Origin of the sequence: Arthrobacter sp. K5 (genome assembly GCF_040448525.1) — a bacterium.
Taxonomy (GTDB): Bacteria; Actinomycetota; Actinomycetes; order Actinomycetales; family Micrococcaceae; genus Arthrobacter; species Arthrobacter globiformis.
Genome location: NZ_CP159279.1, coordinates 3,719,207 through 3,745,013 on the forward strand (window position 1 = coordinate 3,719,207; position 25,807 = coordinate 3,745,013).

At 68.7% G+C, this 25,807-nt stretch carries 27 protein-coding genes; 18 read left to right on the forward strand and 9 right to left on the reverse strand.

Translation table 11 applies throughout. The features are described 5' to 3' along the window. Positions 1-107: 107 nt before the first annotated feature. From lepB to ABRP34_RS16925, 5 genes are all read left to right on the forward strand, one after another. Positions 108-557, forward strand: coding sequence for a signal peptidase I (gene lepB / locus ABRP34_RS16905; protein WP_003799229.1), 450 nt, complete (start codon positions 108-110; stop codon positions 555-557). Positions 558-676: 119 nt separating this feature from the next. Next, positions 677-1,156, forward strand: a complete 480-nt coding sequence (locus tag ABRP34_RS16910; protein WP_307099345.1) for a DNA starvation/stationary phase protection protein — start codon at positions 677-679, stop codon at positions 1,154-1,156. 42 nt (positions 1,157-1,198) lie between these two features. Then, a complete protein-coding gene (locus tag ABRP34_RS16915) occupies positions 1,199-2,377 on the forward strand; it encodes an acyl-CoA dehydrogenase family protein (RefSeq protein WP_353711077.1) in 1,179 nt (392 codons plus the stop codon). Then, positions 2,371-3,735 carry a bifunctional PIG-L family deacetylase/class I SAM-dependent methyltransferase gene (locus ABRP34_RS16920; RefSeq protein ID WP_353711078.1) on the forward strand — a complete coding sequence of 455 codons (1,365 nt, stop codon included), beginning with the start codon at positions 2,371-2,373 and terminating at the stop codon, positions 3,733-3,735. Before ABRP34_RS16915 ends, ABRP34_RS16920 begins: the two co-directional genes overlap by 7 nt. Beyond that, positions 3,732-4,487: a glycosyltransferase family 2 protein gene (locus tag ABRP34_RS16925; RefSeq protein WP_353711079.1), complete on the forward strand. Its 756-nt coding sequence runs from the start codon at positions 3,732-3,734 to the stop codon at positions 4,485-4,487. The genes ABRP34_RS16920 and ABRP34_RS16925 overlap by 4 nt, the downstream gene beginning before the upstream one ends. A 60-nt stretch (positions 4,488-4,547) precedes the next feature. Here ABRP34_RS16925 and ABRP34_RS16930 read toward each other — a convergent pair whose 3' ends face one another. Both ABRP34_RS16930 and ABRP34_RS16935 read right to left on the reverse strand, forming a co-directional pair. After that, on the reverse strand, positions 4,548-5,726 hold the full coding sequence (locus tag ABRP34_RS16930; RefSeq protein ID WP_353711080.1) for a YihY/virulence factor BrkB family protein: 1,179 nt from the start codon (positions 5,724-5,726) through the stop codon (positions 4,548-4,550). A gap of 117 nt (positions 5,727-5,843) precedes the next feature. After that, positions 5,844-6,059, reverse strand: a complete 216-nt coding sequence (locus tag ABRP34_RS16935; protein WP_353711081.1) for a hypothetical protein — start codon at positions 6,057-6,059, stop codon at positions 5,844-5,846. Positions 6,060-6,263: 204 nt separating this feature from the next. Between ABRP34_RS16935 and ABRP34_RS16940 the strand changes: the two genes are divergently transcribed. Beyond that, positions 6,264-6,839: a hypothetical protein gene (locus ABRP34_RS16940; protein ID WP_003799216.1), complete on the forward strand. Its 576-nt coding sequence runs from the start codon at positions 6,264-6,266 to the stop codon at positions 6,837-6,839. Between the two features lie 57 nt (positions 6,840-6,896). On the opposite strand, the gene ABRP34_RS16945 is transcribed toward ABRP34_RS16940, so the two are convergent. Beyond that, positions 6,897-7,961, reverse strand: coding sequence for an NAD-dependent epimerase/dehydratase family protein (locus ABRP34_RS16945; protein WP_353711082.1), 1,065 nt, complete (start codon positions 7,959-7,961; stop codon positions 6,897-6,899). A gap of 178 nt (positions 7,962-8,139) precedes the next feature. Here ABRP34_RS16945 and ABRP34_RS16950 point away from each other — a divergent pair, with 178 nt between their 5' ends. Next, on the forward strand, positions 8,140-9,093 hold the full coding sequence (locus tag ABRP34_RS16950; protein ID WP_353711083.1) for a sigma-70 family RNA polymerase sigma factor: 954 nt from the start codon (positions 8,140-8,142) through the stop codon (positions 9,091-9,093). On the opposite strand, the gene ABRP34_RS16955 is transcribed toward ABRP34_RS16950, so the two are convergent. After that, positions 8,988-9,932 (reverse strand): glycosyltransferase family 9 protein, encoded by a 945-nt coding sequence (locus ABRP34_RS16955; protein ID WP_353711084.1) that lies wholly within the window; start codon positions 9,930-9,932, stop codon positions 8,988-8,990. The two genes, ABRP34_RS16950 and ABRP34_RS16955, sit on opposite strands and share 106 nt — an antisense overlap. Positions 9,933-10,047: 115 nt before the next feature. Between ABRP34_RS16955 and ABRP34_RS16960 the strand changes: the two genes are divergently transcribed. From ABRP34_RS16960 to ABRP34_RS16990, 7 genes are all read left to right on the forward strand, one after another. Further along, positions 10,048-10,599, forward strand: coding sequence for an HAD-IIIA family hydrolase (locus tag ABRP34_RS16960; RefSeq protein WP_353711085.1), 552 nt, complete (start codon positions 10,048-10,050; stop codon positions 10,597-10,599). Beyond that, on the forward strand, positions 10,596-11,672 hold the full coding sequence (locus ABRP34_RS16965; protein WP_353711086.1) for a glycosyltransferase family 9 protein: 1,077 nt from the start codon (positions 10,596-10,598) through the stop codon (positions 11,670-11,672). The genes ABRP34_RS16960 and ABRP34_RS16965 overlap by 4 nt, the downstream gene beginning before the upstream one ends. After that, on the forward strand, positions 11,669-12,736 hold the full coding sequence (locus tag ABRP34_RS16970) for a glycosyltransferase (RefSeq protein WP_353711087.1): 1,068 nt from the start codon (positions 11,669-11,671) through the stop codon (positions 12,734-12,736). Before ABRP34_RS16965 ends, ABRP34_RS16970 begins: the two co-directional genes overlap by 4 nt. Further along, positions 12,733-13,986 (forward strand): glycosyltransferase, encoded by a 1,254-nt coding sequence (locus tag ABRP34_RS16975; protein WP_353711088.1) that lies wholly within the window; start codon positions 12,733-12,735, stop codon positions 13,984-13,986. The genes ABRP34_RS16970 and ABRP34_RS16975 overlap by 4 nt, the downstream gene beginning before the upstream one ends. 161 nt (positions 13,987-14,147) lie before the next feature. Continuing rightward, positions 14,148-14,771, forward strand: a complete 624-nt coding sequence (locus tag ABRP34_RS16980; protein ID WP_353713386.1) for an SIS domain-containing protein — start codon at positions 14,148-14,150, stop codon at positions 14,769-14,771. Then, the gene (locus tag ABRP34_RS16985) at positions 14,768-16,141 is read left to right on the forward strand and encodes a PfkB family carbohydrate kinase (protein ID WP_353711089.1); all 1,374 of its coding nucleotides are present in this window, start codon (positions 14,768-14,770) and stop codon (positions 16,139-16,141) included. The genes ABRP34_RS16980 and ABRP34_RS16985 overlap by 4 nt, the downstream gene beginning before the upstream one ends. 63 nt (positions 16,142-16,204) lie before the next feature. Beyond that, complete coding sequence (locus tag ABRP34_RS16990; protein WP_003799194.1) at positions 16,205-16,906, forward strand: SDR family oxidoreductase; 702 nt, start codon at positions 16,205-16,207, stop codon at positions 16,904-16,906. Here the strand turns inward: ABRP34_RS16990 and ABRP34_RS16995 are convergent. Beyond that, entirely contained in the window at positions 16,872-18,131 is a 1,260-nt protein-coding gene (locus tag ABRP34_RS16995) for a glycosyltransferase family 9 protein (RefSeq protein WP_353711090.1), read from the reverse strand. The genes ABRP34_RS16990 and ABRP34_RS16995 overlap by 35 nt on opposite strands. A gap of 291 nt (positions 18,132-18,422) precedes the next feature. Here ABRP34_RS16995 and ABRP34_RS17000 point away from each other — a divergent pair, with 291 nt between their 5' ends. The 3 genes from ABRP34_RS17000 (at position 18,423) to ABRP34_RS17010 (ending at position 22,536) form a co-directional block, all read left to right on the forward strand. Further along, positions 18,423-19,862, forward strand: a complete 1,440-nt coding sequence (locus ABRP34_RS17000; RefSeq protein WP_353711091.1) for an aldehyde dehydrogenase family protein — start codon at positions 18,423-18,425, stop codon at positions 19,860-19,862. A gap of 65 nt (positions 19,863-19,927) precedes the next feature. Then, positions 19,928-21,445, forward strand: coding sequence for a D-glycero-beta-D-manno-heptose 1-phosphate adenylyltransferase (rfaE2, locus tag ABRP34_RS17005; RefSeq protein WP_353713387.1), 1,518 nt, complete (start codon positions 19,928-19,930; stop codon positions 21,443-21,445). Between the two features lie 110 nt (positions 21,446-21,555). Beyond that, positions 21,556-22,536 (forward strand): fused MFS/spermidine synthase, encoded by a 981-nt coding sequence (locus ABRP34_RS17010; protein WP_353711092.1) that lies wholly within the window; start codon positions 21,556-21,558, stop codon positions 22,534-22,536. Here the strand turns inward: ABRP34_RS17010 and ABRP34_RS17015 are convergent. Beyond that, on the reverse strand, positions 22,515-23,459 hold the full coding sequence (locus tag ABRP34_RS17015; RefSeq protein ID WP_353713388.1) for a LysR family transcriptional regulator: 945 nt from the start codon (positions 23,457-23,459) through the stop codon (positions 22,515-22,517). The two genes, ABRP34_RS17010 and ABRP34_RS17015, sit on opposite strands and share 22 nt — an antisense overlap. Positions 23,460-23,611: 152 nt before the next feature. On the opposite strand from ABRP34_RS17015, the gene ABRP34_RS17020 reads away from it, so the two are divergent. Then, positions 23,612-24,361: a 3-hydroxybutyrate dehydrogenase gene (locus tag ABRP34_RS17020; protein WP_353713389.1), complete on the forward strand. Its 750-nt coding sequence runs from the start codon at positions 23,612-23,614 to the stop codon at positions 24,359-24,361. A gap of 28 nt (positions 24,362-24,389) precedes the next feature. On the opposite strand, the gene ABRP34_RS17025 is transcribed toward ABRP34_RS17020, so the two are convergent. The 3 genes from ABRP34_RS17025 to ABRP34_RS17035 form a co-directional block, all read right to left on the reverse strand. Next, entirely contained in the window at positions 24,390-25,025 is a 636-nt protein-coding gene (locus ABRP34_RS17025) for a LysE family translocator (protein ID WP_353711093.1), read from the reverse strand. A 78-nt stretch (positions 25,026-25,103) separates the two neighbouring features. Then, positions 25,104-25,322 carry a helix-turn-helix domain-containing protein gene (locus ABRP34_RS17030; protein WP_003799178.1) on the reverse strand — a complete coding sequence of 73 codons (219 nt, stop codon included), beginning with the start codon at positions 25,320-25,322 and terminating at the stop codon, positions 25,104-25,106. Positions 25,323-25,369: 47 nt separating this feature from the next. Beyond that, entirely contained in the window at positions 25,370-25,624 is a 255-nt protein-coding gene (locus tag ABRP34_RS17035) for a hypothetical protein (protein ID WP_003799177.1), read from the reverse strand. Positions 25,625-25,807 lie beyond the last annotated feature (183 nt).

Sequence of the window (25,807 nt, forward strand, 5' to 3'; positions counted from 1 at the left end):
ACCGGGCCGATCCAAAGTCCAGGACCGGCCCGGACAGCAGAACCATTACCGAAAACCCTGCCGGGTCCGCCCGGCAGGGTTTTCGGGGGAGGACAATCACGACGGCGGTGCTGCTGGCCGCCGGTCTGCTCGCCGCCCGCCTGTGGCTGGTGGAGCCGGTGACGGTCAGCTCGGAAAGCATGGAACCGGCACTGCCCAGGGGCAGCACGGTGCTGATGTTCAAGCCGGGCCCAGCGTTGGGGTCCCTCAGGACCGGAGACCTGGTGGTGTTCACGAGCCCGGAGGACGGCAACCCTGCCGTGAAGCGGGCCATTGCCTTCGGGGGCCAGACCGTCGCCATCGAGGATTCGGTGCTGGTGGTGGACGGGATCGCACAGGCCGAGCCGGGCATCGACCACAGCCGCATCGACGGCACCTACTTTGGTCCGGTCACGGTGCCGGCCGGGCACGTCTTCGTCCTGGGGGACAACCGGGCGGGCTCCATCGATTCACGCACCTATGGGAGCGTTCCGCTGGAATCGCTGCAGGCAACGGTGCTGTGGCCCTCCGGCCGCTAATGCACACGCCCGCGCCAAAAAGACCCCGGCCAAAAAGATAAGTATGCTGGGAATCATCCTTGCCGGCTGCCCGGCCGGCCAGGCATGGAACGCATCGGTGACCGCAGCGGAGGAAGACAATGAAAGCATCCGACACTCTGGCCAGCAATCTGCAGAAGGTCCTCACCGACCTGATCGAGCTGCACGTTCAGGGCAAGCAGGCGCACTGGAACCTGGTGGGCACCAACTTCCGCGACCTGCACCTGCAGCTGGACGAGATCGTGGACAGCGCCCGGCTGCTCGCCGACCAGACCGCTGAGCGCATGCGCTCGCTCCATGCCCTTCCGGACGGCCGGAGCGCCACCGTCTCGTCCGGCACCAGGCTGGAACAGTATCCTGCCGGCCTGACCGTCACCAAGGACACCGCCAAGCTCATCACCAAGAGGCTGGAACAAACGGTCAAGACCATCCGCGACGTCCACGATGAGGTTGATGAAGAAGATCCCACAAGCGCGGACCTCCTGCACGAGGCCATCACCCGGCTGGAGCAGCTGGCCTGGATGGTGAACGCGGAAGTGATGCCGGCCTCGGCGTCCGTGACCGCCCCGGAACGGAAATAGCAGCGCCATGATCCCGCCATCCCGCTCGTCAGCGGACACCGCATGAACGCTCCACACCGCCAGTGGCAGCCCATCCGCCTCAGCCCGCCGTCGCAAGGCGAGTCCGCCCTGGAAGAACCTCCGCTGGACGTCGAGCAGCTACAGGACAGGGTCGCGTCGGCCGTGGGGGACGTCCCTGCCCTGCTGGCCATCGCCCAGCAGGCCGGCCGTTCCGCGCCGAAGCCCGGTGACGGGCGGACAGCCCGGCTCTGGGAGCTGCTGGCATCCGTGGCCGCGGTGGACGTGGCTGCTGCGCGGGTTATGGAACCGCACCTGGATGCCGGCGCCATCCTGTCCCAGGCGGGAACACCGGAATCCTTTACTGGATCGTGGGGCGTGTACGCAGCCGAGGCCCCCGGCACGCGGCTGGCCGCCGAGGCAGGACCCGGCGAGGCAGAACCCACCGGGAAAGCCGCGGGCGTGCAGCTGAACGGCTCCAAGCCCTGGTGCTCTCTGGCCCAGTTCGTGGACCACGCCGTGGTGACCGCACACACGGAGACCGGTGGCCGGGCCGCCTTCGCCGTCGATCTCAGGGCCGCCGGCGTCACGTGCGACGTCCCGGAATGGACCAGCCGCGGACTGCGCGAGATCCCCAGCGGAACTGTCCATTTTGACCGGGTTCCGGCCGTCCCGCTCGGCGGCGACGGCTGGTACTTCCAGCGCCCCGGCTTTGCCTGGGGCGGCATGGGCGTGGCAGCGTGCTGGCTGGGCGGCGCCGTCGCGCTGGGCCGGCACTTCGAAGCCGCCCTCCTGCGGGGTGCCAGGTCCCAGCGCGAGCCGGACCAGGTGGCACTCGCCGCCCTCGGCGAAGTGGACCGGATCCTGACCTCTACCCTCCAGTACCTCACCCGTGCTGCCGACGCCGTGGACGCTGCCGGGGCGGAACGGGAACCCGCCATGGACGGGGCCCACGGCCAGCCCAGCACCGGGGGCGGGGCCGGGCTGGACCGCAGTGCCGTTGGCGGGTGGAGCGAGGCGCTCCGTGTCCGGGGAACTGTTGCCGCCGCCGTCGAACGCGTCCAGCTCCTGGTGAGCCAGAACCTGGGGCCCGGCCCCCTGGCCTTTGACGAACGGTACGGCAAGGGCATGGCGGACTTGTCCCTCTACGTGCGGCAGCACCACGCCACGCGTGACGACGCCCAGTTGGGCGTGCTCACGCTTAAGGGGGAGCACGCGTGGTGACGTTCTCGCACGCGGATGCGGGCACCGATGAGGCGGCCTGGGCGGCCAGCGGCCTGGACACGATCGGCGAACTCCCGCTGGATGCGGCGGAGCTGGCCGGGATGGAGTTCGTCGTTTTGGTTGCCCACCCGGACGACGAATCGCTTGGTGCCGGAGGGCTGCTTGCCCGCCTCACGTCCGCCGGTGCGCACGTTGAGGTGCTGCTGTGTTCGGCGGGGGAGGCGTCCCATCCGGATTCGCCCACCACGACGCCGGAGCAGCTTGCCGCCGTCCGCCGGGAGGAGTTCGCGGCGGCCATGGCTGCGTTCGGACTGGCGGACCACTGGCAGTTCCTGGACCTGCCGGACAGCGGGCTGGCCCAGCACCGCGCCGTCATCGCCGAACGCCTGACGGACGCTATTGGGCAGCGCACCGTGGCCATTGTTGCCCCGTACCGCGGAGACGGACACATCGACCACGACACCCTGGGATCCGTGGCTGCGGAGACCGCCGAGGCCGGCGGCCACGGGCTTCTCGAATACCCCCTTTGGTACTGGCTGTGGGCCACGCCCGGTGACACCGCGTGGCGGAACTGGGTGCGGCTGCCCCTGAGCCCCGCGGAACAGCGGACCAAACGCGAGGCCCTGCACACCCATGCCTCCCAGCTGCGGCCGCTCTCTGACCAGCCGGGCGACGAGGCGCTCCTGTCAGAGCAGTTTCTTGCGCACTTCGCCCGGCCCTTTGAGGTTTTCGCGTGGCGGCCGCCGGTCACCGGACGGCGGGGCGCCCGGGACGCCGAGGCCGTCTTTGATGCCCTGCACCGCAGCGCCGAGGATCCATGGAAGTACCAGGACAGCTGGTACGAGCAGCGCAAACGCAGTCTGACGCTCGCCGCGCTCCCTGAACAGAAGTACGACGCCGGCATGGAAGTCGGCTGCTCGATCGGCACCCTGAGCGCGGAGCTGGCAGGGCGCTGCGGTAAGTTCCTGGCCGTGGACGCCAGCGGCACTGCCGTGGCACGCGCCGCCGAACGGCTCGCCCGGTTCCCGGGCGCCGAAGCGCGGCAGCTGACCCTGCCGGAACAGTGGCCGGCCGCCAACTTTGACCTGATCGTGGTCTCCGAGATGGGCTACTACCTTGCGGCCGCGGAACTGGAGGAGCTGATCACCCGGATCGCCGCGTCCCTGACCTCGGGCGGAACGCTGCTGCTCTGCCATTGGAGGCATCCGGTGTCCGGCTGGGAGCTCGACGGCGACGCTGTCCACGCGATGACACGGAGCCAGCTGCGGTGGCCGTCAGCCGGCATATACCGGGAGCGGGACTTCGTGCTGGAAACCTTCATCGCGCCGGGACCAGATCGCGCCGGAACCAGCGCGTGACGCCGCACAGATCCAGGCCAGCCATCAGCCGGGTTGAGGTGGTGATGCCGGTGCATGACGAGGAGGGCCACCTTGGAGCTGCCCTTTCCGCGCTCCGCAGCGCGTCTGAAGCCCTGGCCCGCCGGCGACCCTCAGTGGGCGTGGGAATCACCGTTGTCCTCGATCATTGCACCGACCGTTCGGCAGAGATCGCGGACCGCTTCGCCGGGTCCCAGCCGGCGGTAAGAGTGCTGCGCCGCCGGTTCCGCAACGCCGGTGCCAGCAGGGCGGCGGGAGTCGCGGCAGCCATCCGGGACCTCGACAGCGGCACTCTTGACACCACTTGGCTGGCAAATACGGACGCCGATTCCAGAGTTCCAGAGAGCTGGCTTGTTCGCCAGTTGCACTTCGCGGACGCCGGCTGGGACGTGTTGCTGGGTTCCGTGGAGCCGGACTCCGCGGGGATGGATCCGGAGCTGCTACGGAGCTGGCGCCTCAGACATCCGTTGGAGGAACGGCACGGCAATGTGTACGGCGCCAATCTCGGCGTGCGCGCCTCGGCGTACCTCCAGGCTGGCGGATTTCCGCCGCTGCCGTCCTCGGAAGACCGTGCCCTGGTGGAACTGTTACGGCGGAGGGGCTTCGCCGTCACCGCCACGGACAGCACGCGTGTACTGACTTCCGGGCGGACCACTGCCCGGGCACCACACGGTTTTGGTTCATACCTCCGTGCCTTGGGCGTGGAGACGGCCGCGGCCCTCCGGAGCAGCTGAAGCCGGAAACGCCCCCGGGCAGCTGCCGGCAGGCAGCTGCCCGGGGTGGAGTCGGGTGGTTCAGCGGCTGTTGCCGTTGCCTTCACGGGCGGTGGCTCCGCCATGGCCGTTCCGACGGTCGGCGTCCCGGTTGTGGCGGTCGCTGCCGTCTTGGTCTTTGCCCTCGTGGCCGTTGGCCTTTCCGCTGTATTTCTCGCGCAGCTCGCGTCCCAGCCGGATGTCTTCCTCTTCCTTCTCCTGCAGCTTGTCGCTCTTCTTGGTGTCGCGGGGCGGAAGCTGGAGCGTGTCCTCGGCCTCAATGCCAGCCTGCAGCTGCCGGCCACGTTCCATCTCGGCGTCGAACTCCGCACCAAAAAGCAGGGACATGTTCAGGATCCAGAGCCACAGCAGCATGACGATCACGCCGCCGATGGCGCCGTACGTCTTGTTGTAGTTGCTGAAGTTGCCCACGTAGAACCCAAAACCCACAGAGGCCAGCACAAAAATGAGCAGGGCGATGAGGGAACCCAGGCTCATCCAGCGGATCTTTGGTTGGCGGACGTTGGGGGTGGCGTAGTAGAGGATGGCGATGACGACGATCACCAGCGCGACGATGGCCGGCCACTTCGCGATGTTCCAGACGGTCAGGAAGGCGCCGCCCAGGCCCATGACGTTGCCGACGGCCTCTGCCACCGGGCCGCTGATGACCAGCATGGCGGCGAGCAGCGCAACGATGATCAGCGAGATCAGGGTCACCGCGAGCATAGTGCCGCGAAGCTTTACGAAGCCCCGGCCTTCATCAATTTCGTATATCCGGTTCATGGCCCGGCCGAACGCGGTCACATACCCTGATGCGGACCAGAGGGCTGTCAGGAGGCCGATAACCAAGGTGAAGCCGGCTGCCGGTGAGGTGGTCAGTTCCTGGATGGGCTCGCGGATCATCTCCACAGCCTGCCCGGGCGCGATGCCCTGGACGATTTCCAGGAGTGCCGCCGTCGTTTTCTCCGCTTGGCCAAAGATGCCGAGCAGGGAAACTAGGGCGAGAAGTGCGGGGAACATCGAAAAGATGGCGTAGTAGGTGAGCCCGGCGGCGAGGTCGGGGCATTGGTCCGCGGTGAATTCACGCAGGGTTTTGCGGGCAATGTACTTCCACGACGGCTTGTCCACGTCCGTGGGACTATCCGGCTTTCGCGGGTCATCCGGTGCGGGGGCACTGCCGGCCTTTGCGGTGCTGGTTTCCGGGGCTTCTTTCGTCGCCATGAGGCATCCTTTCGTTCGCGGGCGGGACGTGTTCCGGCGTCGCGGATCGTTCCCTGCCCGCTATCAGGGGTTCGGGCTCGCGGGTGGTTTGTGAGGTCGCATCAGGGGTCGGGTCCCTTACGATCCGGGCGACCGGGGCGGATTGCGGCGGTCCAGGGTGAGCGGGTCACTCCCCATCGGATCGTCGGCCAGCTGCTTCTCACCCAGCGGATCGTCCGCTGTCCGGGTGTCCGACTGCGGGCTTTCGGCCAGTTGGCCGGAAGCCAGGGGGTTGGGGTCCTGCGCGTTGGGCGGGGGAGCGCCGGCGCCCTGCGGCCGTTGGTTATCCGTCATGGTTGATCCCTTTCCGGCATGTCGGGTTGGCGAGTGCCACCGGTAATCGCTCGCCATAAAATAGTAAGCATGGTTACTATTAGATCGTAAGTACCCTGATCGCCGCTAGTTCAAACGGCCGCCCCTCCGGCAGCGTCACGCCGGCTGCCAGCGGCCGGATTCTGCCCGAAATGACGTGCTGGAAAAGAGAGAGGTGGATCCACGATGGACCCAACTGCCTGGATTTGGATCGTCGTTGTAATCGTCGTCATCGCGCTCATCGCGGTGCTTCTGATGTCCAGCCGCAAGCGCCGGGAGGCGTTCCGGCAGAAGCGGGATGAGCAGAACCGCCAGCATGCCGCAGAGATCCGCAGGAAAGCGGAGAACGCCGACCTTGAAGCACGCGAAAACGAAGCCCGGGCCATGCATGCCAAGGCCGACGCCGAGAAGGCGCAGGTCGAGGCGGCGCGGCTTCGCCAGGAGGCAGAGCAGCGGCAGTCGGCCGCGCAGGAATTCCGGACGGATGCCGAGAAGCACCAGTACAAGGCTGATGCGCTGGACCCGGATGTGGATGATGATGGCAATCGGCGCCACGATGCACGGGCGGATGCGGGACGTGATGATATTCGGGCTGATGACGCCCGTACGGGTGAACGGGACATGGCTGCGCGCGACATGGGTTCGCGGGCAGATGACGTGCGGACAGATGATGGACGGGCAGATAATGCCCGCAACGCTGATGCCCGCCCGGATGCCGACGCCACCACGGACGCCACTAGGCGGAACACTCCGCGCGAGTAGCCGTCGCCGGCCGTCGACGCCCGCGTTGTCAACGCCCGCGGTAGCGAGCGGGCGGAGCTAGCGCCGGCGCAGGAGCGTCAAGAGCCCGCGGCGTGGCCTGAGCGGGGGCGACGCCGGGACGCCGGCGCCTTTGCCCATGCCCTCGATCACTTCGCGGATGGCGTCCAATGACGGCGTTTGCGGCTCCCAGCCGAGCTCGTTCCGGATCCGCGTGGTGTCCATGACCGGCGCGCCTGCCGCCATCTCCACCCATCCCGAGTCAGTCTGCTGCAGCCGAAGCCGCCAGGTGGCGCCGACGAAGGCGTGCAGCGCGCGGACCGGGACGGGGAGGATCCTCTTGGCGGAGAAGAGCCGGGCCAGATTTTGCGGCGTGACCACCGGCTCGGCTGCCACATTGAACGCGCCGCTGGCCCTGCGCTCAAGCACGCGCCAGTACGCGTCCGCGACGTCGTCGGCATGCACTGCCTGAAAGATCAGTTCCTCGGGAATCGGCAATATTGGCAACGCGGGCCGGCGCGGGATGAACCTCGGGTGGACCCACCCCAGGAAGTACCTGCCGATTTCGCTTCCGGCCTCGCCCTGGAAGATGAGGCCGGGGCGCAGCCTGGCCACTGCAACCGACGGATTGTTCGCAGCGAACCTGTCCAGCAGCTTTTCCTGCTCAGCCTTGTGCCGGCTGTAATGTGAGCCCTCCATGCCTCCCGCAGGCCAGGATTCGTCCACGCGGTGGTCCTTGGCTGATTTGTTGTAGGCGCCCACGGAGGAAGCGCACACCACGTGCTTCACTCCTGCTTCCCGGGCAGCCGCCAGCATGTTGGCAGTGCCGGTGACGTTCGTGCGGTGCAGTTGAGGGAGGTCCCGGTTCGGCTGGATCTGCCACGCCAGGTGCACTACCGCGTCGGCTCCGGCAAAGGCCTTGGCCAGATCCTGCACAGCACCCTCCCCGCCCACGTCCAGGGTGTGCCACTCGACGCCGGCGAACGGCGGCCGTGAAGTGTCCGGCGAGCGGCGGCTGATGCCCACCAGTTCCAGTCCACCCGGGTGTTCCTGCCTGGCCTCCTGGAGCCTGCGCAGGAGTGCTGTCCCCGCATTGCCGCTGGCGCCCGTGATCGCGATACGCATGAAATGCTCTCCGTCCGTTGCCGTGGGATGTTCCGGCCGCCCGACGACGGGCCGTGGCCGTGGTGCTTCTTTCGAGCCTAGCGTCTCAGGGCATTGTGTAATAAGCACGCTTATGATTTCCTACATCTAAGTCTTGCCGCAGGCTTTCTCGACCTCCCGATCGAAGGAATCCACGACAATGCCAGAAACCCCGCCCTCCTTGTCCGCGTCCTTCCCTGCTTGCGCAGCACCGCAGCCAGCGACCCAGGCCGGACGGCTGCACGATGCCTTCCAGAATCAACTGGTACTCAATTACCTCGACCTGGCAGAGTCGCTCGCTTCGCGGTACGTCGCCCGCGGACGCGAGCGCTCCGACCTTGTCCAGGTGGCCTACCTGGGGCTCATCAAGGCCGCCCGCGGCTTTGATGAGGAAAAGGGCGAAAGTTTCCCGGCCTATGCCGCGCCTACTATTAACGGCGAACTCAAGCGCTTTCTGCGGGACCGGTGCTGGACCGTCCGGCCGCCGCGGCATGTCCAGGACGTCCGGACGCAACTCCTTCATGCCGCCCCGGACCTGGCCCAGTCACTGGGGCGTGTTCCCTCGGCGCAGGAGCTGGCCAGCGAGTTGGGAGTCACCCCGGCTGACGTCCGGGAGGCCCAGGCAGCAGGCAGCAGCATGCATCCCGACTCGCTGGACAGCCCCGATCCGTGGGGCGGACCAGCCATGGGCGAGGGGCTTGTCTCGCCGGACCAGCCGATCGAGCACCTCGAAGAGCTCGTGTGCCTCAATGAGGCGATCCAGGAGTTGGACCCTGACGACCGGGAAATGCTGTACCGGCGGTACTTCCGCGAGGAGACCCAGGTGGAACTGGGCAAACGGTTCGGCATCTCCCAAATGCAGGTGTCCCGGCGCCTCTCCCGGATCCTGGTCTGGTTACAGCGCCGGCTGCTCGACGAAGAGGGCCGGGGCGGAACCACGGACAGCTGCCGGGCGGGCAGCACCAGGCCAGGCAGCGCCCCGGCGGGCAGCGGGAGGGCCGGTGCGCATCAGACGGGCCGGAGCTGCCCGACGGCCGCCAGTACGTCTTCCACCGTGACCGCCAGCAGGGCCGGGTCCGGGGTTGCCGCGAAGGTGTCGCCGCGCCGCGCCTGAGCGTCCGTCAGCACAATGTGAGGCCCAGGTGGCGGCCCCCAGACCTCGGCCGGGGCCGGACCGAAAAGCACCACCGAAGGCCGCGAATAGGCAGAGGCGAGGTGCGCGGCACCGGTGTCCGCTGACACCACCAGCCGGGACTCCGCGACGGCGGCCATGAATTCGGCCAGCCGCAGCCGCCCCGCCAGGACCTGGTCTTCCGGGAGGCCGGCGAGCCGTGCGACGTGCAGTGCCCGCGGCCGTTCCGCCGAGCTGCCGGTGAACACCACCTGATGGCCATCCTCCGAGAGGGTGCGGGCCACTTCGGCGAAGCGGTCCTCCGGCCACAGACGGCTGCCGTAGGCGGCCCCCACATGCACCACGGTGGCACCGGGGCAGAGGCTGGAAACGGCAGGCGGGAGCAGCCGGAAATCGTCCGGTTCCGCGTCAATGCCGTGCCACTGCAGCAGCCTGGTCCACCGCTCGCGCTCATGGATTCCCTCCAGCCAGGCGGGGCCAGGCCGCTCGGGGGTCCGGTGGCCGACGATGGTCCTTGGCTGCACGGCAGCGAGCCGGGCCTCGCTTTCGGGTCCGCTGCCGTGCAGGTTCACTGCTATGTCCACCGTGCCAGTATCGATGGGAATCGGAACATCCAGGCCATGGGTCGGGAGCAGTTCGTAGCCGCCCACCAGCTCCAGCGCATCTTCCAGCCAGTCCTGGGCCGCATAGAGCAGGCGGTGTTCCGGATAGGCACGCCGCAGCGCTCGGAGCGCCGGCACGGCAACCAGCAGGTCGCCCAGCTTCAGGGCCCTCAGCACTAGCAGGACCGGTTGTTCGTGCTTGCCGTTCAGTGCTTCCACTGCCGTCCTTCTGCTCCTCGGCGTCAGCCCCTGGGGCCGCTTGTCGAGGAGTCTAGCCGAGAAGAAGTGGGCGGCCAGTTGTTTAGGTGTCTCCCAGTCGGGGAACGGAGGGGGTATGGCAACTAACGCTTTGGTGCTCAAGGCTGTGCTGTTCGACCGGGACGGAACGCTCGTGGTTGATGTGCCGTACAACGGTGATCCGCAGCGGGTGGAGCCGTATCCCGGCGCGAGGAGTGTCCTCGACGGGCTGCGCAGCCGGGGCCTGGCCACCGGCGTCCTAAGCAACCAGTCGGGCATTGCCCGAGGCCTCCTGACAGCAGCGGAAGTGGACAGCGTGAACGCGCGGGTGGAGGATCTCCTGGGCCCCTTTGACGTCTGGGAGGTCTGCCCGCACGGAGCCGGTGACGGGTGCTTGTGCAGGAAGCCGGCGCCGGGCATGATCCACAGCGCCTGCCGGCGCCTTGGCATCGACCCGTCAGAGGCGGCGTTCATCGGCGACATCGGCAGCGACGTCGAAGCGGCCGCGGCCGCCGGCGCGCGGGGCGTCCTGGTTCCCACTCCGCAGACCAGAACCGAAGAAGTCGAGGCCGCCGCCGAGGTTGCCGCGGACCTCGAGGAGGCCGTCGCGCTGCTGCTCCAGGGACCGTTGCTTCGAGGACCGGCATGAGCAGGGTCCTGGTGGCTCGGCTGGACAGCGTCGGTGACGTCCTCCTGGCGGGCCCGGCGGTCCGGGCTGTCGCCAATGGGCGGCGGGCCGACGGCGGCAGCCCCAACGACGTCGTCGTGCTTTGCGGCCCGCAGGGCCAGGCGGCAGCTTCACTGTTGCCCAACGTCGCCGACGTTTTTGCCTGGGACACGCCGTGGATCAGCAATCCGGCGCCGCAGGTGACCGGCCCGCACCTCGACTCGCTGGTGGGTTATGTCCGGAACTCCCGTATCACCGAGGCGGTCATTCTCACCTCCTTCCACCAGTCGCCGCTGCCCCTGGCGCTCCTGCTGCGGCTGGCCGGCGTGGAGCGTATCACCGGAGCCTCCACCGACTACGCGGGTTCCCTGCTGGATGTCCGGCTCAAACCCGGCGAGGACTTTCCCGAGGACCAGCCGGAGTCCGTGCGGGCGCTCGGCATCGCCCGGGCGGCGGGCTTCCGGCTCAGGGCGGGTGATGACGGCAAACTCGCGGTCAAGGACCCTCCCGGCATCCGGCACCTGGTGGGTGACGGCCCCTACGTCGTAGTCCACCCCGGGGCAACAGTGCCCGCCCGGGCCTGGCCGCCGCTGCACCATGCGGCGGCGGTGGAACTGCTGGAGGGTGCGGGCCACCGGGTGGTGGTGACCGGCGGCCCCGGGGAAACTGGCCTCACCGCAACCGTGGCCGGCCCCTCCGCCGTCGACCTGGGCGGCCGGACGGACCTCTCCACCCTGTCCGGTGTCCTGGCCAACGCAGACGTTGTGGTCACCGGAAACACCGGACCCGCACACCTGGCCGCCGCCGTCGGAACCCCGGTGGTGAGCCTGTTTTCCCCCGTTGTCCCCGCTGTCCGCTGGGCGCCGTACGGCGTCCCGTTGGAACTGCTGGGGGACCAGAACGCACCGTGCCGGCTTAGCCGCGCACGCATCTGTCCGGTGCCGGGACATCCCTGCCTCAGCTCGGTTTCGCCGGAACAGGTGGTGGAAGCGGTGGAACGCCTGCTGGGCGGGGTCTCCTCTCTCAGCACACGCAGAAAGGTCAGGAAACAATGAGAATTCTGCTCTGGCACGTGCACGGGTCGTGGACGGATGCGTTCGTCCGCGGCCGGCACGAGTACCTGCTGCCGGTCCTGCCCGGTGGCGGGTCCTGGGGACTGGGCCGGGCCGGCCGGGACTGGCCCGCTTCGGTGCGGGAGGTCGCGCTCGCCGAGCTGGACGCCGGCAGCATTGACGCCGTCGTGCTTCAGCGGACGGAGGAAGCCGCGGAGGTGACGCGCGTGCTTGGCCGCCGTCCCGGCATCGATCTTCCCGCCGTGTACGTGGAACACAACACGCCCAAGGGCGATGTTCCGTTCACCGTCCATCCGCTGGGGGAGCAGCGCGACATCCCGATCGTCCACGTGACCCATTTCAACGAGCTGTTCTGGGACAGCGGCAAGGCACGCACCAAGGTCATCGAGCACGGCATCGCGGACCCCGGCTACCTCTACACAGGCGAGGTCCCGGAACTGGGCGTGGTGGTCAATGAACCGGTGCGCCGCGGACGCGTGACGGGAACGGACCTGCTGCCCCGTTTCGCCACCGCCGCCCCGCTTCAGGTCTTCGGCATGGGCAGCGGCGGGCTGGCCGAGGCCACCGGAATCCCGGCGCCGCGCCTCATTATCAGGGGCGATCTGAAAACCACAGAGCTCCACCGGGAACTGTCGCGCTGCCGGGCATACCTGCACCCGCTGCGCTGGACTTCCCTGGGACTGGCCCTGCTGGAGGCGATGCACCTTGGCATGCCGGTCCTGGCCCTGGCCACCACTGAGGCGGCGCGGGCCGTCCCGCCCGAAGCGGGCTGCATCTCCACGGATGTGGAGGAGCTGCGCCGGTGTGCGCGGCTGCTGGTCAACGACCCGGAGGAGGCCCGACGGCGGGGCAAGGCGGCGCGGGAGGCGGCGCTGGAGCGCTACGGACTTGAGCGGTTCCTGGCGGACTGGGACCAGGTGCTGGCAGATCTGGGGGCGGCCAGGCCGCAAAGGGGGTCTCAGGAGAGGGTGGCATCGGGGGATGCAGCTTTGAAGGTGTCCGGACCGGATGCCCTGTCCGCGGCGCGAGAAAGGAATACCCAGTGAAGATCTCGATGATTTCGGAACACGCCAGTCCTTTGGCAGCGCTAGGCGGAGTGGACGCGGGCGGCCAGAACGTACATGTTGCCGCCCTGTCATCGGCCCTCGCGCGGCGGGGCCACCGGGTGACTGTGTACACCAGGCGGGACGCGCCCGGCCTGCCCGCGCGGGTGCAGGTGCATCCCCGGCTCGAAGTGGTCCATGTGGACGCCGGGCCCGCCGAGCAGGTGCCCAAGGACGAGCTGCTGCCCTTCATGGGCGAACTGGCGGACGGCGTGGTGCAGGACTGGGGTGATTCGCCGCCGCACGTGGTGCACGGCCACTTCTGGATGTCCGGCGTGGCCGCCCTGGACGCTGCACGCCGCGAGCCCGGCGGTTTCCGGGTTCCCGTGGTGCAGACCTTTCACGCGCTGGGCACGGTCAAGCGCCGCCACCAGGGTGCCGCCGACACGAGCCCCGCCGAGAGGCGGTTCCTCGAACCGTCCGTGGGCCGCTCGGCGGACCGCATCGTGGCCACCTGCTCCGATGAGGTCTTCGAGCTTCGGGCGATGGGGATCGATACCCGCAGGGTTTCCATCGCTCCCTGCGGGGTGGACCTGGACCTCTTCTCCAGCGAGGGCCCGACCGACGCGACGTCCCGTTCCCACCGGATCCTCTCCGTGGGCCGGCTGGTTCCGCGCAAGGGTGTGGACCTGGTGATCCGCGCGCTGCCGTACCTGCTGAACGCGGGATTCGACGACCTTGAGCTGCTGATCGTAGGCGGCGGGGCGGACGCGGGCGGGCAGGACCCGGAAGCGCGCAGGCTGCTGGACCTTGCCCGGGAGCTCGGCGTGGCGGGCCATGTGGAGCTACGTGGCCAGGTGCCCAGGGACGCCATGCCCGGCATTTTCCGAAGCGCGGACGCTGTGGTGTGCACGCCCTGGTATGAGCCCTTCGGCATTGTGCCCCTGGAGGCGATGGCCTGCGGCGTTCCGGTGGTTGCCGCTGCAGTTGGCGGCCTGACGGACAGCGTGGTGGACCGCGGAACCGGCCTGCACGTGCCGCCCAAGGACCCCGAAGCCATCGCAGACGCCCTCGGAACGCTGCTGGCCAGCCCGGACCTTCGCACGAAACTTGGGCAGGCGGGCGAGCGGCGGGCGAAGGCCCGCTACTCCTGGAGCAGGGTCGCCGCGGAAACTGAAAAGGCCTACCAGCTGGCCGTCGCAGGCACCGCTGACGCAGGCAGCATGGAACCGATGGAAGGAGCGGCACTGTGACTCCCGAATCCCTGCGGGAGGCTGAACTTCCCGCCGTGCACCGGGTTGGCGCCCGGCCCGGTTTCTCCCCACCTCCCGCAACTTCCTCACCGGACGGGGTTTCTCCAGACGGGGTTTCTCCGGACGTCGCTTCTCCGGACACGGCGGGGCCGGACGCGTCGCTGCACGAAGTCGCCTTGGGGTCGCAGCAGGCTGTGCGGACCCACCTGGAAAACGTCCTGCCTGCCCTCCGGTCCCTGGAAAGCCAGGCCGACAGGCTGGCCGGCTGGGGCGTGGAACTGGCCCAGCGACTGCTGAGCGGGCAGAAGCTGCTCGCCGCCGGGAACGGCGGGTCCGCCGCCGAGGCGCAGCACCTGACCGCGGAGCTTGTGGGCAGGTTCGACGGCGACCGGATGCCCTTTTCCGCGATCTCCCTGCACGCGGAGAGTTCGGCCGTCACGGCCATCGCCAATGACTACGGCTACGCGGAACTCTTCGCGCGGCAGGTCCGCGCCCACGGCAGATCCGGGGACATCCTCGTGCTGCTGTCTACGAGTGGACAGAGCCCCAACCTGCTCCGGGCGGCCGAGGCGGCGGCCAGGCTGAACGTGACCACGTGGGCCCTGACCGGCCCGGCGCCCAACCCGCTGGCTTCATGCTGCGACGACGCTGTGGCCGTCGATGCCATCTCCGCCAACGCCCAGGAAGGGCATCTGATTGCGCTGCACGCAATTTGCCGGGCCTTCGAGGCTGAAGTGGCCCGCAGGGGCCAGGGCGTTCCCGGGCCGGGGGCTGATCGCGGATGAGGATCACAGTAGTGGGCGACGTCTTGCTGGACGTGGACCTTTCCGGCGAAGCAACCCGGCTGTGCCCCGACGCGCCCGTGCCCGTGGTGGACGTCTCCGACGTCCGGCGCCGGGCCGGCGGTGCCGGGCTCGTGGCCCGGATGCTGGCCCACGACGGCCACCGGGTCACCCTGGTGACAGTGCTTTCCGACGACGACGCCTCCCTGGCACTGGAAGGTGCGCTCGCCGGCGTGCGGGTTGTGTCCGGGCCTTCCGGTGCGAAAACGCCTGTGAAGACCCGGGTGCGGGCGGGCAGCCAGCCGGTGGTGCGGGTGGACGAGGGATGCGAGCGGCCGGAAGTACCGGCGGTCACCGCGGGCATGCTCAGGGCGCTGGACCAGGCCGAGGTGATCGTCGTGGCCGATTACGGAAGGGGCGTTGCCGCGAACCCGGAGATCCGCGAGATGCTCGCGGCCCGCGCCGGCGACATTCCGATCGTGTGGGACCCGCATCCGTCCGGTGCCATGCCCGTACCGGGGGTGGCGGTCGTGACGCCCAACCTGTCCGAGGCCGCCAAGGCCGCGGATATCGACGTTGGAACGCCTGGGGCTATTCCCGCCGTCGGCAGCGCCCTGGGCGAAACACTGCTGGACCGCTGGCAAAGCCAGGCGGTCCTTGTGACCATGGGGGAGCGCGGTGGCCTGCTGTCCCGGCCCGACACCCCGCCCGTGGCCATCCCGGCCCCTGCCACCGAGGTCGCGGATCCCTGCGGCGCCGGCGACCGGCTCGCGGCAAGCCTGGCCGTGCACCTGGCGGAGGGCCGCAGCCTGCAGGAGGCAGCGGAACTGGCCATAAATGAAGCGGCCGCCTTCCTCGGCGCTGGCGGGGTGGCCTCCCTGCCGGCCCGCCACCGGCCGGTCTGGCACCACAGCCGCGAGGAAGACGCCGTCGGCCTTGCCCGGCGGGTGCGCGCCAACGGAGGAACCGTCGTGGCCACCGGAGGCTGCTTCGACCTGCTGCACGCCGGCCATGCCCGCACGCTGTCGGCGGCCAGGGACCTTGGCGACTGCCTGATCGTGTGCCTGAACTCGGACGAGTCGGTGCGCCGGATCAAGGGCGAGGAACGGCCGATCGTGAGCCAGCAGGACCGGGCCGAGCTCCTGCTGGCACTCGAGTGCGTGGACGCCGTCCTGGTTTTCGGGGAGGACACGCCGGAGGCCTGCCTGGCGACGCTGCGCCCGGACGTCTGGGTGAAGGGCGGCGACTACCGCGCCTCGGAGTTGCCCGAAGCGGGGCTGGTCGAGAGCTGGGGAGGGCGCTGCATGACGGTGCCGTTCCACCCGGCCCGGTCCACCTCAGTCCTCGCGGACGCCCTGGCCAAGGTCAGCTGAACTGGCCATGCTCAGCTGAACCGCCACACAAACCTGACATTAGACCCGACTGAAAGGAACACCATGACTGAATCGACTATCCGGCCCGGCCGGGTCCTGGTAACCGGCGGTGCCTCCGGACTGGGGGCCGCCGTCGTCGATGCCGTGCTGAAAGCCGGGGGAACCCCGGTGGTGCTTGACCGGGACATCCGGAACGTCTCCGCGGCGAAGGCATTTGAAGTGGACGTCTCGGACCGCGTAGCCGTGACCGAGGCAGTACGGCAGGCGGCTGAGACCCTGGACGGGCTGGATGCCGTGGTCACGGCGGCCGGCATCGACCGGTGCGGCAAGCTGGAGGACGTGGCCGCGGAGGAATGGGAACGCGTCATCGGGGTCAACCTGATGGGCACCGTTTCCGTCGTCCGGGCGGCCCTTCCGTACCTTAAGGAGTCCCGCGGCCGGGTGGTCACCATCGCGTCCACGCTGGGAAAGCGGGCACTGCCGGAGGCCACAGCGTACTGCGCCTCAAAATTCGGGGTGGTGGGCTTCAGCCATTCCCTGGCGGCTGAAACGGGCGGCGAGATCGGCGTGACCACCATGATCCCAGGCGGCATGAAGACTCGCTTCTTCGACGACCGCGCTGAGCAATACAAGCCGCAGGACGATTCACGCCTGAATGATCCCGGCAACGTGGCGCAGGCAATCCTGTTCGTCCTGTCCCAGCCCACCGGCTGCGAGGTCCGCGAAATGCTTATCTGCCATGAGGAAGAGGGCTCATGGCCGTGAGTTGGAGTACATCCTCGTAGACCTCTGAGGGTTCGACGGCCTTCACGGTGGACTCGTCATGCGGGCACCGTGGGGCCGTCCACCCGACCTGGGTGACGTCCACGCCGCACACCGGGCAACGCGTGACCCAGCCCAGACGGACCCGGTGCTTACTGCGGCCCAGCGGGGCTGCGTTGATGGCATTGCCCGCCCAGTAGATGCCCACGGTGGAGGTGCCGAGAGCCTGGGCGAGGTGGCGCGGTCCGCTGTCATTCGCCACCACGACGGCGCTGCCCGCCAGCAGTGCCGCCAGCTCACCGAGGCTGAGGTTGCCGGCCAGCGACTCTACGGCCGGGCGGGCTTCTGCAACGTGTCCAGCGGCGGGCTGTCCTGTTCCGGCCTGTCCTGTTCCGGCCTGCTCGAGGGCGAGTTCCACAACCGTCTCGGCCAGTTCCTTTTCGCTGCTGTCGCCCACCACATAAACCCGGAAGCCGTCGTCGGCGGCCCTCCGGGCCACCGCGGCGAAGCGTTCAGCCGGCCAGCGCCGGCGCGGATCCGTCGCACCCGGATGGATCACTAGCACCCGGCCGTGCCCCGGCCCGCCGTCGCCGCGCCCCGACCCGCCTTTGGCCAACCCGCCATTTCCCAGGGGCAGCGCCTGCCCGAGCCGCTGGATGAACTCCGGCAGAGCCTGGAGTCGGGCCTCCAGCTCACGGGGAGGAGCCCCTGCGAACCCCGCCACCTCGAGGGCACGGAGCGGCTCGTGCTGGTAGTACACGTAGGGCACGGTCCGCTCGAGCGGAGCTGCGTCCGGGGTCCTGGTGCCCACGGTGTGGCGTGCGCCGAGGCGGAGCAGGAACGGATTTGAGTACCGGCCGCCACCGTGCACCTGGACGGCCAGGTCAAAGTTCCTGGCGCGCATCCCGGCAAAAAACCGCTCCACTTCGTGAGGGTCTTCCGGCCCCGGGCGGACCCCCTCGGCAAACGGCAGAATCACCGTTTCATCCACCGGTCCCACGGTTTGCGACAGCAGTTCAGCCTGGACCGGCGTGCACAGCAGGGTGACGCTGGCCCCAGGGTAGGCGGCCTTCAGGGCCGCCACCGCCGGGAGGGCATACATCAGGTCACCGAGCCCGCCGCCACGGAGGACAGCGATGCGGGAAACACCGCCGAATTCTTCCAAAACCGGGCCGATTCCGTGGCCTGTGATGCGTGCTCCGCCGAAGTCGGCGTTGATGAGTTCCAAGGTGTCAGCCCTCTCGGTTCCGGATGGTTTAGGTCAGGATGCGTTCAGGTCGGGTGGGTAGTGGGGCCCACCCTACGGTGCATCGGCCCTGTATTGCCAGCTTGGAAAACCTGTATTTCCAGCCCGGAGAACCCGGCCCGCGTACTCAACGGGATCCAGCCCGCCGGCCCGAAAAACTCCTGCTGCCGGCGCGTGTAAACCCTTCGGCGCCGGGGTACGGATGACCTCAGAGAGGGCGGGAACGGACCGCCAAAACTCTTAGCAGCAGGCCAATCCCCAGTGAGGAGCCCCATGCAATCGACCATCACCGGTGAGCTGACAAACGCGGAAGATATGCTCACCATCCTGAACCCGCGAACCGGGGAACCTGTCGGCAGTCTTTCCGTCGCCGGAACAGATGATGTGGCGGGAGCCGTGGCGGCTGCCCGCGCTGCCCAGCCCGGCTGGGCGGCAACGCCTCCGGGGGAGCGCGGCAAGCTGCTGCGCGAGGCGGCCCGGGCGCTGGACACCGCCGCCGCCGGGCTTGCGGAACTGAACGCGCAGGAGACCGGCCGTCCGCTGGATGAAGCCCTTGCCGGCATTGCCGCCGGCGTTTCCACGCTGGAGCAGTACGCGGAACTTGGACCCGTACATCGTGGGCACAGCCTGCGCGGCAACGCGCTTGCAGCTGATTACACGGTCGCTGAGCCCCGCGGCGTGGCCGTCCTGCTGACGCCGTGGAACGATCCCGTCGCCGTGGCCTGCGGACTCATCGGGGCGGCCCTGGTTACCGGGAACAGCGCCATTCACAAACCGAGCGAGCGGTGCCCGCACCTGGGAAAGCTGCTGGGGGAGGTAGTGGCGCCGGTATTTCCGCCCAACGTGCTGGTCACGCTCACCGGAGGGGCCGACGTCGGGACCCTCCTGACCCAGCAGCCTGACGTCGACATGTTCGCCCACGTCGGATCCAGCGCGACCGGTGACCGGATTGCGCGGGCGGCGGTGCTGACGGGTGCCTATGTCATCAGGGAAAACGGCGGAAACGACCCGCTGTTGGTGGACGCGGACGTGGACCCCGGCTGGGCCGCGGAGCAGGCTGCGATCGGGGCGTTCAGCAACAGCGGGCAGATCTGCACGTCGGTGGAGCGGATCTACGTCCACCGGTCCATCGCCGAACCGTTCTGCCATGCGCTCGCCGGGCAGGCCCGGGACCGCAACACGGAACATCCCCTCGCGCCGCTCGTGGATACCCGGATGCGGGACACGGTCCACCGGCATGTTGCCGAGGCGCTGCAGCTGGGCGCGCGAGCCATCGAGGGCGGCACGGTCCCGGACGGGCCCGGAGCCTTCTACCCGGCCACGGTCCTGGTGGACTGCGCCGACACCATGGACGTCATGGCCGAGGAGACATTCGGCCCTGTTGCTCCCGTGCGTGTGGTGGACAGCTTTGAGGAAGGGCTGGCCCTCGCCGCGGCCGGCCGGTACGGACTTGCCGCCACCGTTCTGACCGGCAGCCTCGCCCACGCCCAGCAGGCCGTGGCCGCGCTGCCGGTGGGGACCGTCAAGGTCAACGAGGTGTTCGGTGGTGCACCCGGCGGGGCCGCCCAGCCCCGGGGCGAAAGCGGGCATGGGTTTGGCTACGGCCCCGAACTCCTGGATGAATTCACCCGGGTCAAGGTGGTGCACATCGCGGCGCCGCCTGCCCGTGAAGCTGCGCCCCCTGCTCATGAAACCGACGGGGCAGCATCGTGACGGCCGCAGCACCCGGCGCCGGAGGACTCGCCGGGGACGACGGCGCGCGGCAGCGTTCCGAACCAATGCGTTCCGAACCAATGCTTTCCGAACAGCGCGGCCTCGCCGCGTGGCTTCCCCGGAGGCTGGCCGAGGAGCAGCCGGCCATCACTGTCGTGGGCGACTTCATGCTCGACGGCTGGTGGACCGGCTCGATCGACAGGATGTGCCGCGAGGCCCCGGCTCCCGTAGTGGACATCAACCGGCGGGACTTTGCCCCCGGCGGCGCCGCCAACACCGCCATGAACCTGGCTGCCCTCGGTGCCCGCGTGAGCGTCGCCGGCATCATCGGCGCGGACGACGCCGGCGCGGAACTTAGGCGCCAACTGATCGCCGCCGGGGTGGACACCGCACTGCTCGCCGAACACCCGGGCATGGTCACCACCACCAAGATCCGGATCAGCAGCGGCGGCCAGGTCCTGCTGCGCTTCGACGACTCCGCGGAAGCTGTCCCGGCGGACGCCCTGGCAACGTTCGCAGCGGCGGTGCCCGCCGCCGTCGGACGCCAGGACGCGGTGGTGATCTGCGACTACGGAACCGGAGTCCTCGTGGAACCGGTGCGCAGCCGGCTCATCCAGACCCTTGCCCGCCGTGGGCAGGACACGCTGGTGGTGGTGGACGCGCACGATCCCCGCCCGTGGGCAGGGCTCGAGCCGGACCTGGTCACGCCCAACGCGCAGGAGGTGGCCAGGATGCTGGACCTTAGGCTGGGCAATGGGCCCGGGCGCGCTGACGTGGTGACCGCGCACGGCGGCGAGCTGCTGCAGGCAACGGGAGCCCGCGCCGTCGTGGTCACGCTGGACCGGGACGGAACGGTGCTCATCCCGGCGGCCGGCAACCCGCACCGGACGTGGGCCCGGCCGGCTACCGAGAAGCAGGCCTCCGGCGCGGGCGACACCTTCGTGGCGGCGCTGACCCTGGCGCGTGCGGCGTCGCTGCCGCTGACGGCCAGCCTCGACCTCGCACAGGCGGCGGCGGACGTGGTGGTCCACCACCCCGGGACGTCGGTATGCGGCACGGACGAGCTGGGCCGCTACCTGGAAAGCTTCGCGGACACCGCGCTGGCGGCCGACGAACTGGAGCGGCACATCCATGCCCACCGCAGCGACGGCCAGCGCGTGGTGCTGACCAACGGCTGCTTCGATGTCCTGCACCGAGGGCATACGCGCTACCTGAACCAGGCCAAGCAGCTCGGCGACATCCTGGTGGTGGCGCTCAACAGCGACGACTCCGTGCGCAAGCTCAAGGGGCCAGACCGCCCCATTAACAGCGTGGCCGACCGGGCAGCAGTGATCGCCGCCCTGAGCTGCGTGGACTACGTGACCGTCTTCGACACCCCGACGCCGATTCCGCTGATTGAACAGCTGCGGCCGGAAATCTACGCCAAGGGCGGGGACTACACGCCGGAGATGCTGGCCGAAACCGAGGCCGTGGAGGCCTACGGCGGCACGGTGACCATCCTCGATTACGTGGCCGAGCGCTCCACCACGGCCATGGTCCAGCGCATCCGCAACGGCGAGGGAGCGCCGGTGCCGGAGGCGTAGGGCCCGCGGGTCTGGCCTGTCGCCCGCTGCTCTGGCGGGGAACAGGGCCGGGGGCAGCGGCAGCCTGCGGTCAACTAGGCTTGAAGCATGACGGAAGCGGCGGAGAACTGATGGCACGGCGCACTAAGTCAGGTGGGAAATCCGGGCCCAAAGCCGCCACCAAATCCGGCGGCAGAAGAGGCACAGCAACGGCCTCCATCGTGCTGGAAGATGCCAGTAAGGCGCGTCCCGGGGGAGTTCGTGCAGATGGCCCTGTTGAGGGCATCTACTACATCGACACAGGCGACTGCGAGCTCATTGCAGACCAGGACAACTCCACCGGCTGGCTCCTGCGCATCAACGGTGTGATGAGTTCCCACATCGACCTTGCCGATCCCCTGTTCCTTGACTTCGAGTACATGCGCTGGATGTCCGCCCTGATCGAATCGCGTTGGCCGACGGAGTCCAAGCCCAGGCTGCGGGGCCTGCACCTGGGTGGCGGGGCCTGCTCGCTGGCCCGCTACTTCCATGCTGCCTACCCGGATGCCCGGCAGGTGGTGGTGGAGCTTGACGGGAAGCTGGCCGAGTACGTCCGCGGCTGGTTCGACCTGCCCAAGGCCCCGCTGCTGCGGCTGCGCGTCGGCGAGGCCCGCGCTGTGACGGAAACCCTCACCCCGGACACCCGCGACTTCATCATCAGGGACGTGTTCGCCGGCGCGGTGACCCCCTTTCCGCTGACCACCGCCGAGTTCAACGCGCATGTGCGGCGGGTGCTGGCGCCCGGCGGCATTTACGTGGTGAATTCGGGCGACGGCCCGGACCTGAAAAACGCCCGTGAGGAGGCGGCCACCCTCGCGGCGACGTTCGGGCACACCACCATCATCGCGGACCCGGCCATGCTGAAGGGACGCCGGTACGGCAACATGGTGATGGCCGGCAGCGACCAGCCGTTCGAGGACGATCCGCAGCTCGCGCGGCGGCTCCTGGGCGGGGCGGTACCCGCTCACATCTGGGACGATGCCAAGGTCCGGGCCTTCGCTGCCGGGGCCCAGGTGCGCCACGACCCCGCCCCTCCCGCCGAGCCGGCACCTCAGCCTTCAGTCAGCGGTTGAACCGCCGCGTCCCTGCCTTTGCCGCCGCGGCCCCGTCCGAGTAGCCACTCCCGGTGCGCCGTGGTCTGATCGCGCAGCGCCGTTACCACTGCGGCGACGGCCGGCCGGCGCATCGAGTCGGGCCGCAGGACCATCCAGTAGGGCAGCCGTTCGGCGATGTTCCCGGGCAGCAGGCGCACCAGGTCCTCGTGCCGGTCGGCCATGAAACACGGCAGGAACCCCACCCCGGCACCCGCCCGGGTCGCCTCGACGTGCACGAACACATTGGTGGAGCTCACGCCCTCGCGCATCGCCGGCACCAGCCGGCGCGGTGCGTCAAGATCGTCCACCTGCAGCATCGAATCCACGAAGTACACGAGCGGATGTGCGGTCAGGGCCTCTACCGAGTCCGGCATGCCGTTGGCCTCGATGTACGAGCGGGACGCGTACATCCCGAGCTCGTACTCGCCCAGCCGGAACGCCTCGGCCCGGTGCACCTGCGGCTCGCCGACCACCACCTCGATGTCCAGTCCCGAGCGTTGCTGGAGGGCCCGGCGCGTGACGGTGACGATCTCGACGCTGAGCCCCGGGTGATCCTTCCTCAGCCGGGCCACCGCCGGGGCGGCGATGTAGGCGCTGAAACCGTCGGTCGCCGTCATGCGTACGACGCCGGTAATCGGGTCGGGCGCGTGGCCTGACGGTCCCAGCGCACGCACCGCCGTCTCCACCTGCTCAGCCACCAGCACGGCCTGGGCGCCGAGCTCGGTCAGCTCCCAACCCCCGGACGCCCGGGCCAGAACACGGCCGCCCAGGGCCTTTTCCAGTGCGGCAATCCGGCGTGAAACGGTGGTGTGGTTCAGGCCCAGAACCTGGGCCGCCGTCGTGAACTTCGCCGAGCGTGAGACGGCGAGCAGCACCAGCAGGTCGTCCGGGTTGGCATCCATATCTGCAATTTTGCACGAATCCAGTGCCTGATTAGTCATTGAACCCCGTTCCTTCTGCAGGAATACTCGGGTGAATCGGAAGTGCTGCACGTGGCGGCACGTGTCAACGTGGACACTTTGAGGAGCAGACTGTGGACGCACAAGGTCCGGACGTGGAAAAGAACCTTAACGGCCGCAAGGCGCTGGTGACCGGCGGTGCCAGCGGCATCGGCGCCGCCTGCGTACGGGAACTGGCCGTCAGGGGAGCCAAGGTGGTGGTGGCCGACGTCGACGAAGCCGGCGCCGCGGCCCTCGCCGATGAGGTGGGCGGCACGTCCTGGGCAGTCGACCTCCTGGACGTCGAGGCGCTGGCCGCGCTGAGCCTGGACTGCGACATCCTGGTGAACAACGCCGGCATCCAGCGCATCAGCCCCATCGAGGACTTCGATCCCGTGGCGTTCCGGCGGATCCTGGCGCTCATGCTCGAGGCGCCCTTCCTGCTGATCCGCGCCGCGCTGCCGCACATGTACGCCAACGGATTCGGGCGCATCATTAACCTGTCCTCGGTGCACGGCCTCCGCGCCTCCCCGTTCAAGAGCGCCTACGTCTCGGCGAAGCACGGCCTTGAGGGACTGAGCAAGGTGACGGCTCTTGAAGGCGGCGAGCACGGGGTTACGTCCAACTGCATCAACCCCGGTTATGTGCGGACGCCGCTGGTGGAGAAGCAGATCGCGGACCAGGCACGTGTCCACGGGATTCCGGAGTCGGAGGTCCTGGCGAAGGTGATGCTCACCGAGTCCGCGGTGAAACGCCTCGTGGAACCTGAAGAAGTTGCCTCGCTGGTTGCGTGGCTGTCCTCCGACGCAGCCGGAATGGTCACCGGGGCCAGCTACACGATGGACGGGGGCTGGTCCGCCCGGTAACCCCGGTGGTTGAGCTTGTCGAAACCAGTCAGCTCTTTGAACCGGTCAGCGCGAGGGTGCCGCCGAGCCCGATCATCATTACCCCGCCAGTAGTAGTGACAGCTGCCACCCGGCGGGGTGAGCGGGCGAACCATTGCCTCGCGGTTCCTGCGGCGAGTGCCCAGACGCTGTCCGAGACCAACGCGATGCCCAGGAACGTGGCACCAAGCAGCGCGAGCTGGACCGGAATGGCGCCGGCGGAATGGTCCACGAACTGGGGGAGGACCGCTACGAAGAACACCACGGACTTCGGATTCGTGGCCCCCACAATGAAGCCCTCACGCAGAATCCGCCGGGTGGTGGCCGGGCTGGACGGATCCGGGCCTGCAGGGCCGCCCCGGCGGTGGAGCACCGCCACGATTCCCAGATAGATAAGGTAGGCCGCGCCGGCGAACTTCACCACGGTGAACAGCAGCACCGACTCAGCCAGCACCACGCCGAGGCCCAAGGCCACCCCTGCGATCTGCAGCAGTTCCCCGGCCGCATTGCCGAGAACGCTCAGCAGGCCGCCCCGCCGCCCCAGGGCCAGCGACCGTCCGATGACAAACAGGACGCTGGGGCCCGGAACGGCGATGAGCAGCGCCGAGACCAAGGCAAAGGCCAGGAGATTCTGCAGCGGGAGCATGCCTGATCGTAACGCCGGCGGATGTCTGCCAGCCAGCACCTGTGTGCTTCAGGCCCGTGGCCCAGGCAGTTTCCCGCCTCAGCCGCGTGCGCCCTGTTGGTTCTCAGTAACTGGGCTGCCCGAGGCCCGGATGTACTCCTCCACGGCAGACTCCGGCACACGGTAGGACTTGCCGAACCGGTCGGCCGCCAGGGTCCCGGCCCGGACCATCCGGTAGACGGTCATTTTGGAAAGGCGCAGAGCCGCGGCAACCTCGGCAATGGTGAGGTACGCGGTTGGCAGGTTGGTGATGGACATGGGATCGGCTCCTGTTGAACGTCGGCTGGACTGGCGGGATGATCCGCCTAGTCCGGCCGCCTCAGTTGCCGGTAGTCGTAGAAATACACCCGATCCGAGGTGCAGATCCCGATCGACCGGCCGTTCTTGACCACAACAGTGCCTTCGCGCCGGCCGTTGAACGGGTCGTCGCCCACCAGGACGTCGCCGATCTTGTACGGAACAGCGGCCGTGCGCGCCCGCTGCAGCGTCTGGGCCAGGAAACCGGGTGTCCGCCCGGATTGAAGATGCTTTGCCGGCGCCCCGGCCTGGATTTCCAACATGAGGACCACTCCTTCACAGTGTGACCGATAGTCGAATCACTGGCGGCGCGGCTCCGGGTCATCATCCGGGGTCATTACCCCAGCCGGCTTGCACCGTGTAGTCCACTGTAGGAAGTAATCACATACGTCACACGAGTAACATCTACCTCATTTATCACATCAGCCACTCGCGTAACAGGCTGA

Excerpts from the sequence above, each read along its gene's own strand:
- ABRP34_RS16910 (WP_307099345.1), top strand. The coding sequence starts at position 677 with ATGAAAGCATCCGACACTCTGGCCAGCAATCTGCAGAAGGTCCTCACC.
- ABRP34_RS16915 (WP_353711077.1), top strand. The coding sequence starts at position 1,199 with ATGAACGCTCCACACCGCCAGTGGCAGCCCATCCGCCTCAGCCCGCCG.
- ABRP34_RS16930 (WP_353711080.1), bottom strand. The coding sequence starts at position 5,726 with ATGGCGACGAAAGAAGCCCCGGAAACCAGCACCGCAAAGGCCGGCAGT.
- ABRP34_RS16935 (WP_353711081.1), bottom strand. The coding sequence starts at position 6,059 with ATGACGGATAACCAACGGCCGCAGGGCGCCGGCGCTCCCCCGCCCAAC.
- ABRP34_RS16940 (WP_003799216.1), top strand. The coding sequence starts at position 6,264 with ATGGACCCAACTGCCTGGATTTGGATCGTCGTTGTAATCGTCGTCATC.
- ABRP34_RS16945 (WP_353711082.1), bottom strand. The coding sequence starts at position 7,961 with ATGCGTATCGCGATCACGGGCGCCAGCGGCAATGCGGGGACAGCACTC.
- ABRP34_RS16950 (WP_353711083.1), top strand. The coding sequence starts at position 8,140 with ATGCCAGAAACCCCGCCCTCCTTGTCCGCGTCCTTCCCTGCTTGCGCA.
- ABRP34_RS16960 (WP_353711085.1), top strand. The coding sequence starts at position 10,048 with ATGGCAACTAACGCTTTGGTGCTCAAGGCTGTGCTGTTCGACCGGGAC.
- ABRP34_RS16965 (WP_353711086.1), top strand. The coding sequence starts at position 10,596 with ATGAGCAGGGTCCTGGTGGCTCGGCTGGACAGCGTCGGTGACGTCCTC.
- ABRP34_RS16970 (WP_353711087.1), top strand. The coding sequence starts at position 11,669 with ATGAGAATTCTGCTCTGGCACGTGCACGGGTCGTGGACGGATGCGTTC.
- ABRP34_RS16985 (WP_353711089.1), top strand. The coding sequence starts at position 14,768 with ATGAGGATCACAGTAGTGGGCGACGTCTTGCTGGACGTGGACCTTTCC.
- ABRP34_RS16990 (WP_003799194.1), top strand. The coding sequence starts at position 16,205 with ATGACTGAATCGACTATCCGGCCCGGCCGGGTCCTGGTAACCGGCGGT.
- ABRP34_RS17000 (WP_353711091.1), top strand. The coding sequence starts at position 18,423 with ATGCAATCGACCATCACCGGTGAGCTGACAAACGCGGAAGATATGCTC.
- rfaE2 (WP_353713387.1), top strand. The coding sequence starts at position 19,928 with ATGCGTTCCGAACCAATGCTTTCCGAACAGCGCGGCCTCGCCGCGTGG.
- ABRP34_RS17010 (WP_353711092.1), top strand. The coding sequence starts at position 21,556 with ATGGCACGGCGCACTAAGTCAGGTGGGAAATCCGGGCCCAAAGCCGCC.
- ABRP34_RS17015 (WP_353713388.1), bottom strand. The coding sequence starts at position 23,459 with ATGGATGCCAACCCGGACGACCTGCTGGTGCTGCTCGCCGTCTCACGC.
- ABRP34_RS17025 (WP_353711093.1), bottom strand. The coding sequence starts at position 25,025 with ATGCTCCCGCTGCAGAATCTCCTGGCCTTTGCCTTGGTCTCGGCGCTG.
- ABRP34_RS17030 (WP_003799178.1), bottom strand. The coding sequence starts at position 25,322 with ATGTCCATCACCAACCTGCCAACCGCGTACCTCACCATTGCCGAGGTT.
- ABRP34_RS17035 (WP_003799177.1), bottom strand. The coding sequence starts at position 25,624 with ATGTTGGAAATCCAGGCCGGGGCGCCGGCAAAGCATCTTCAATCCGGG.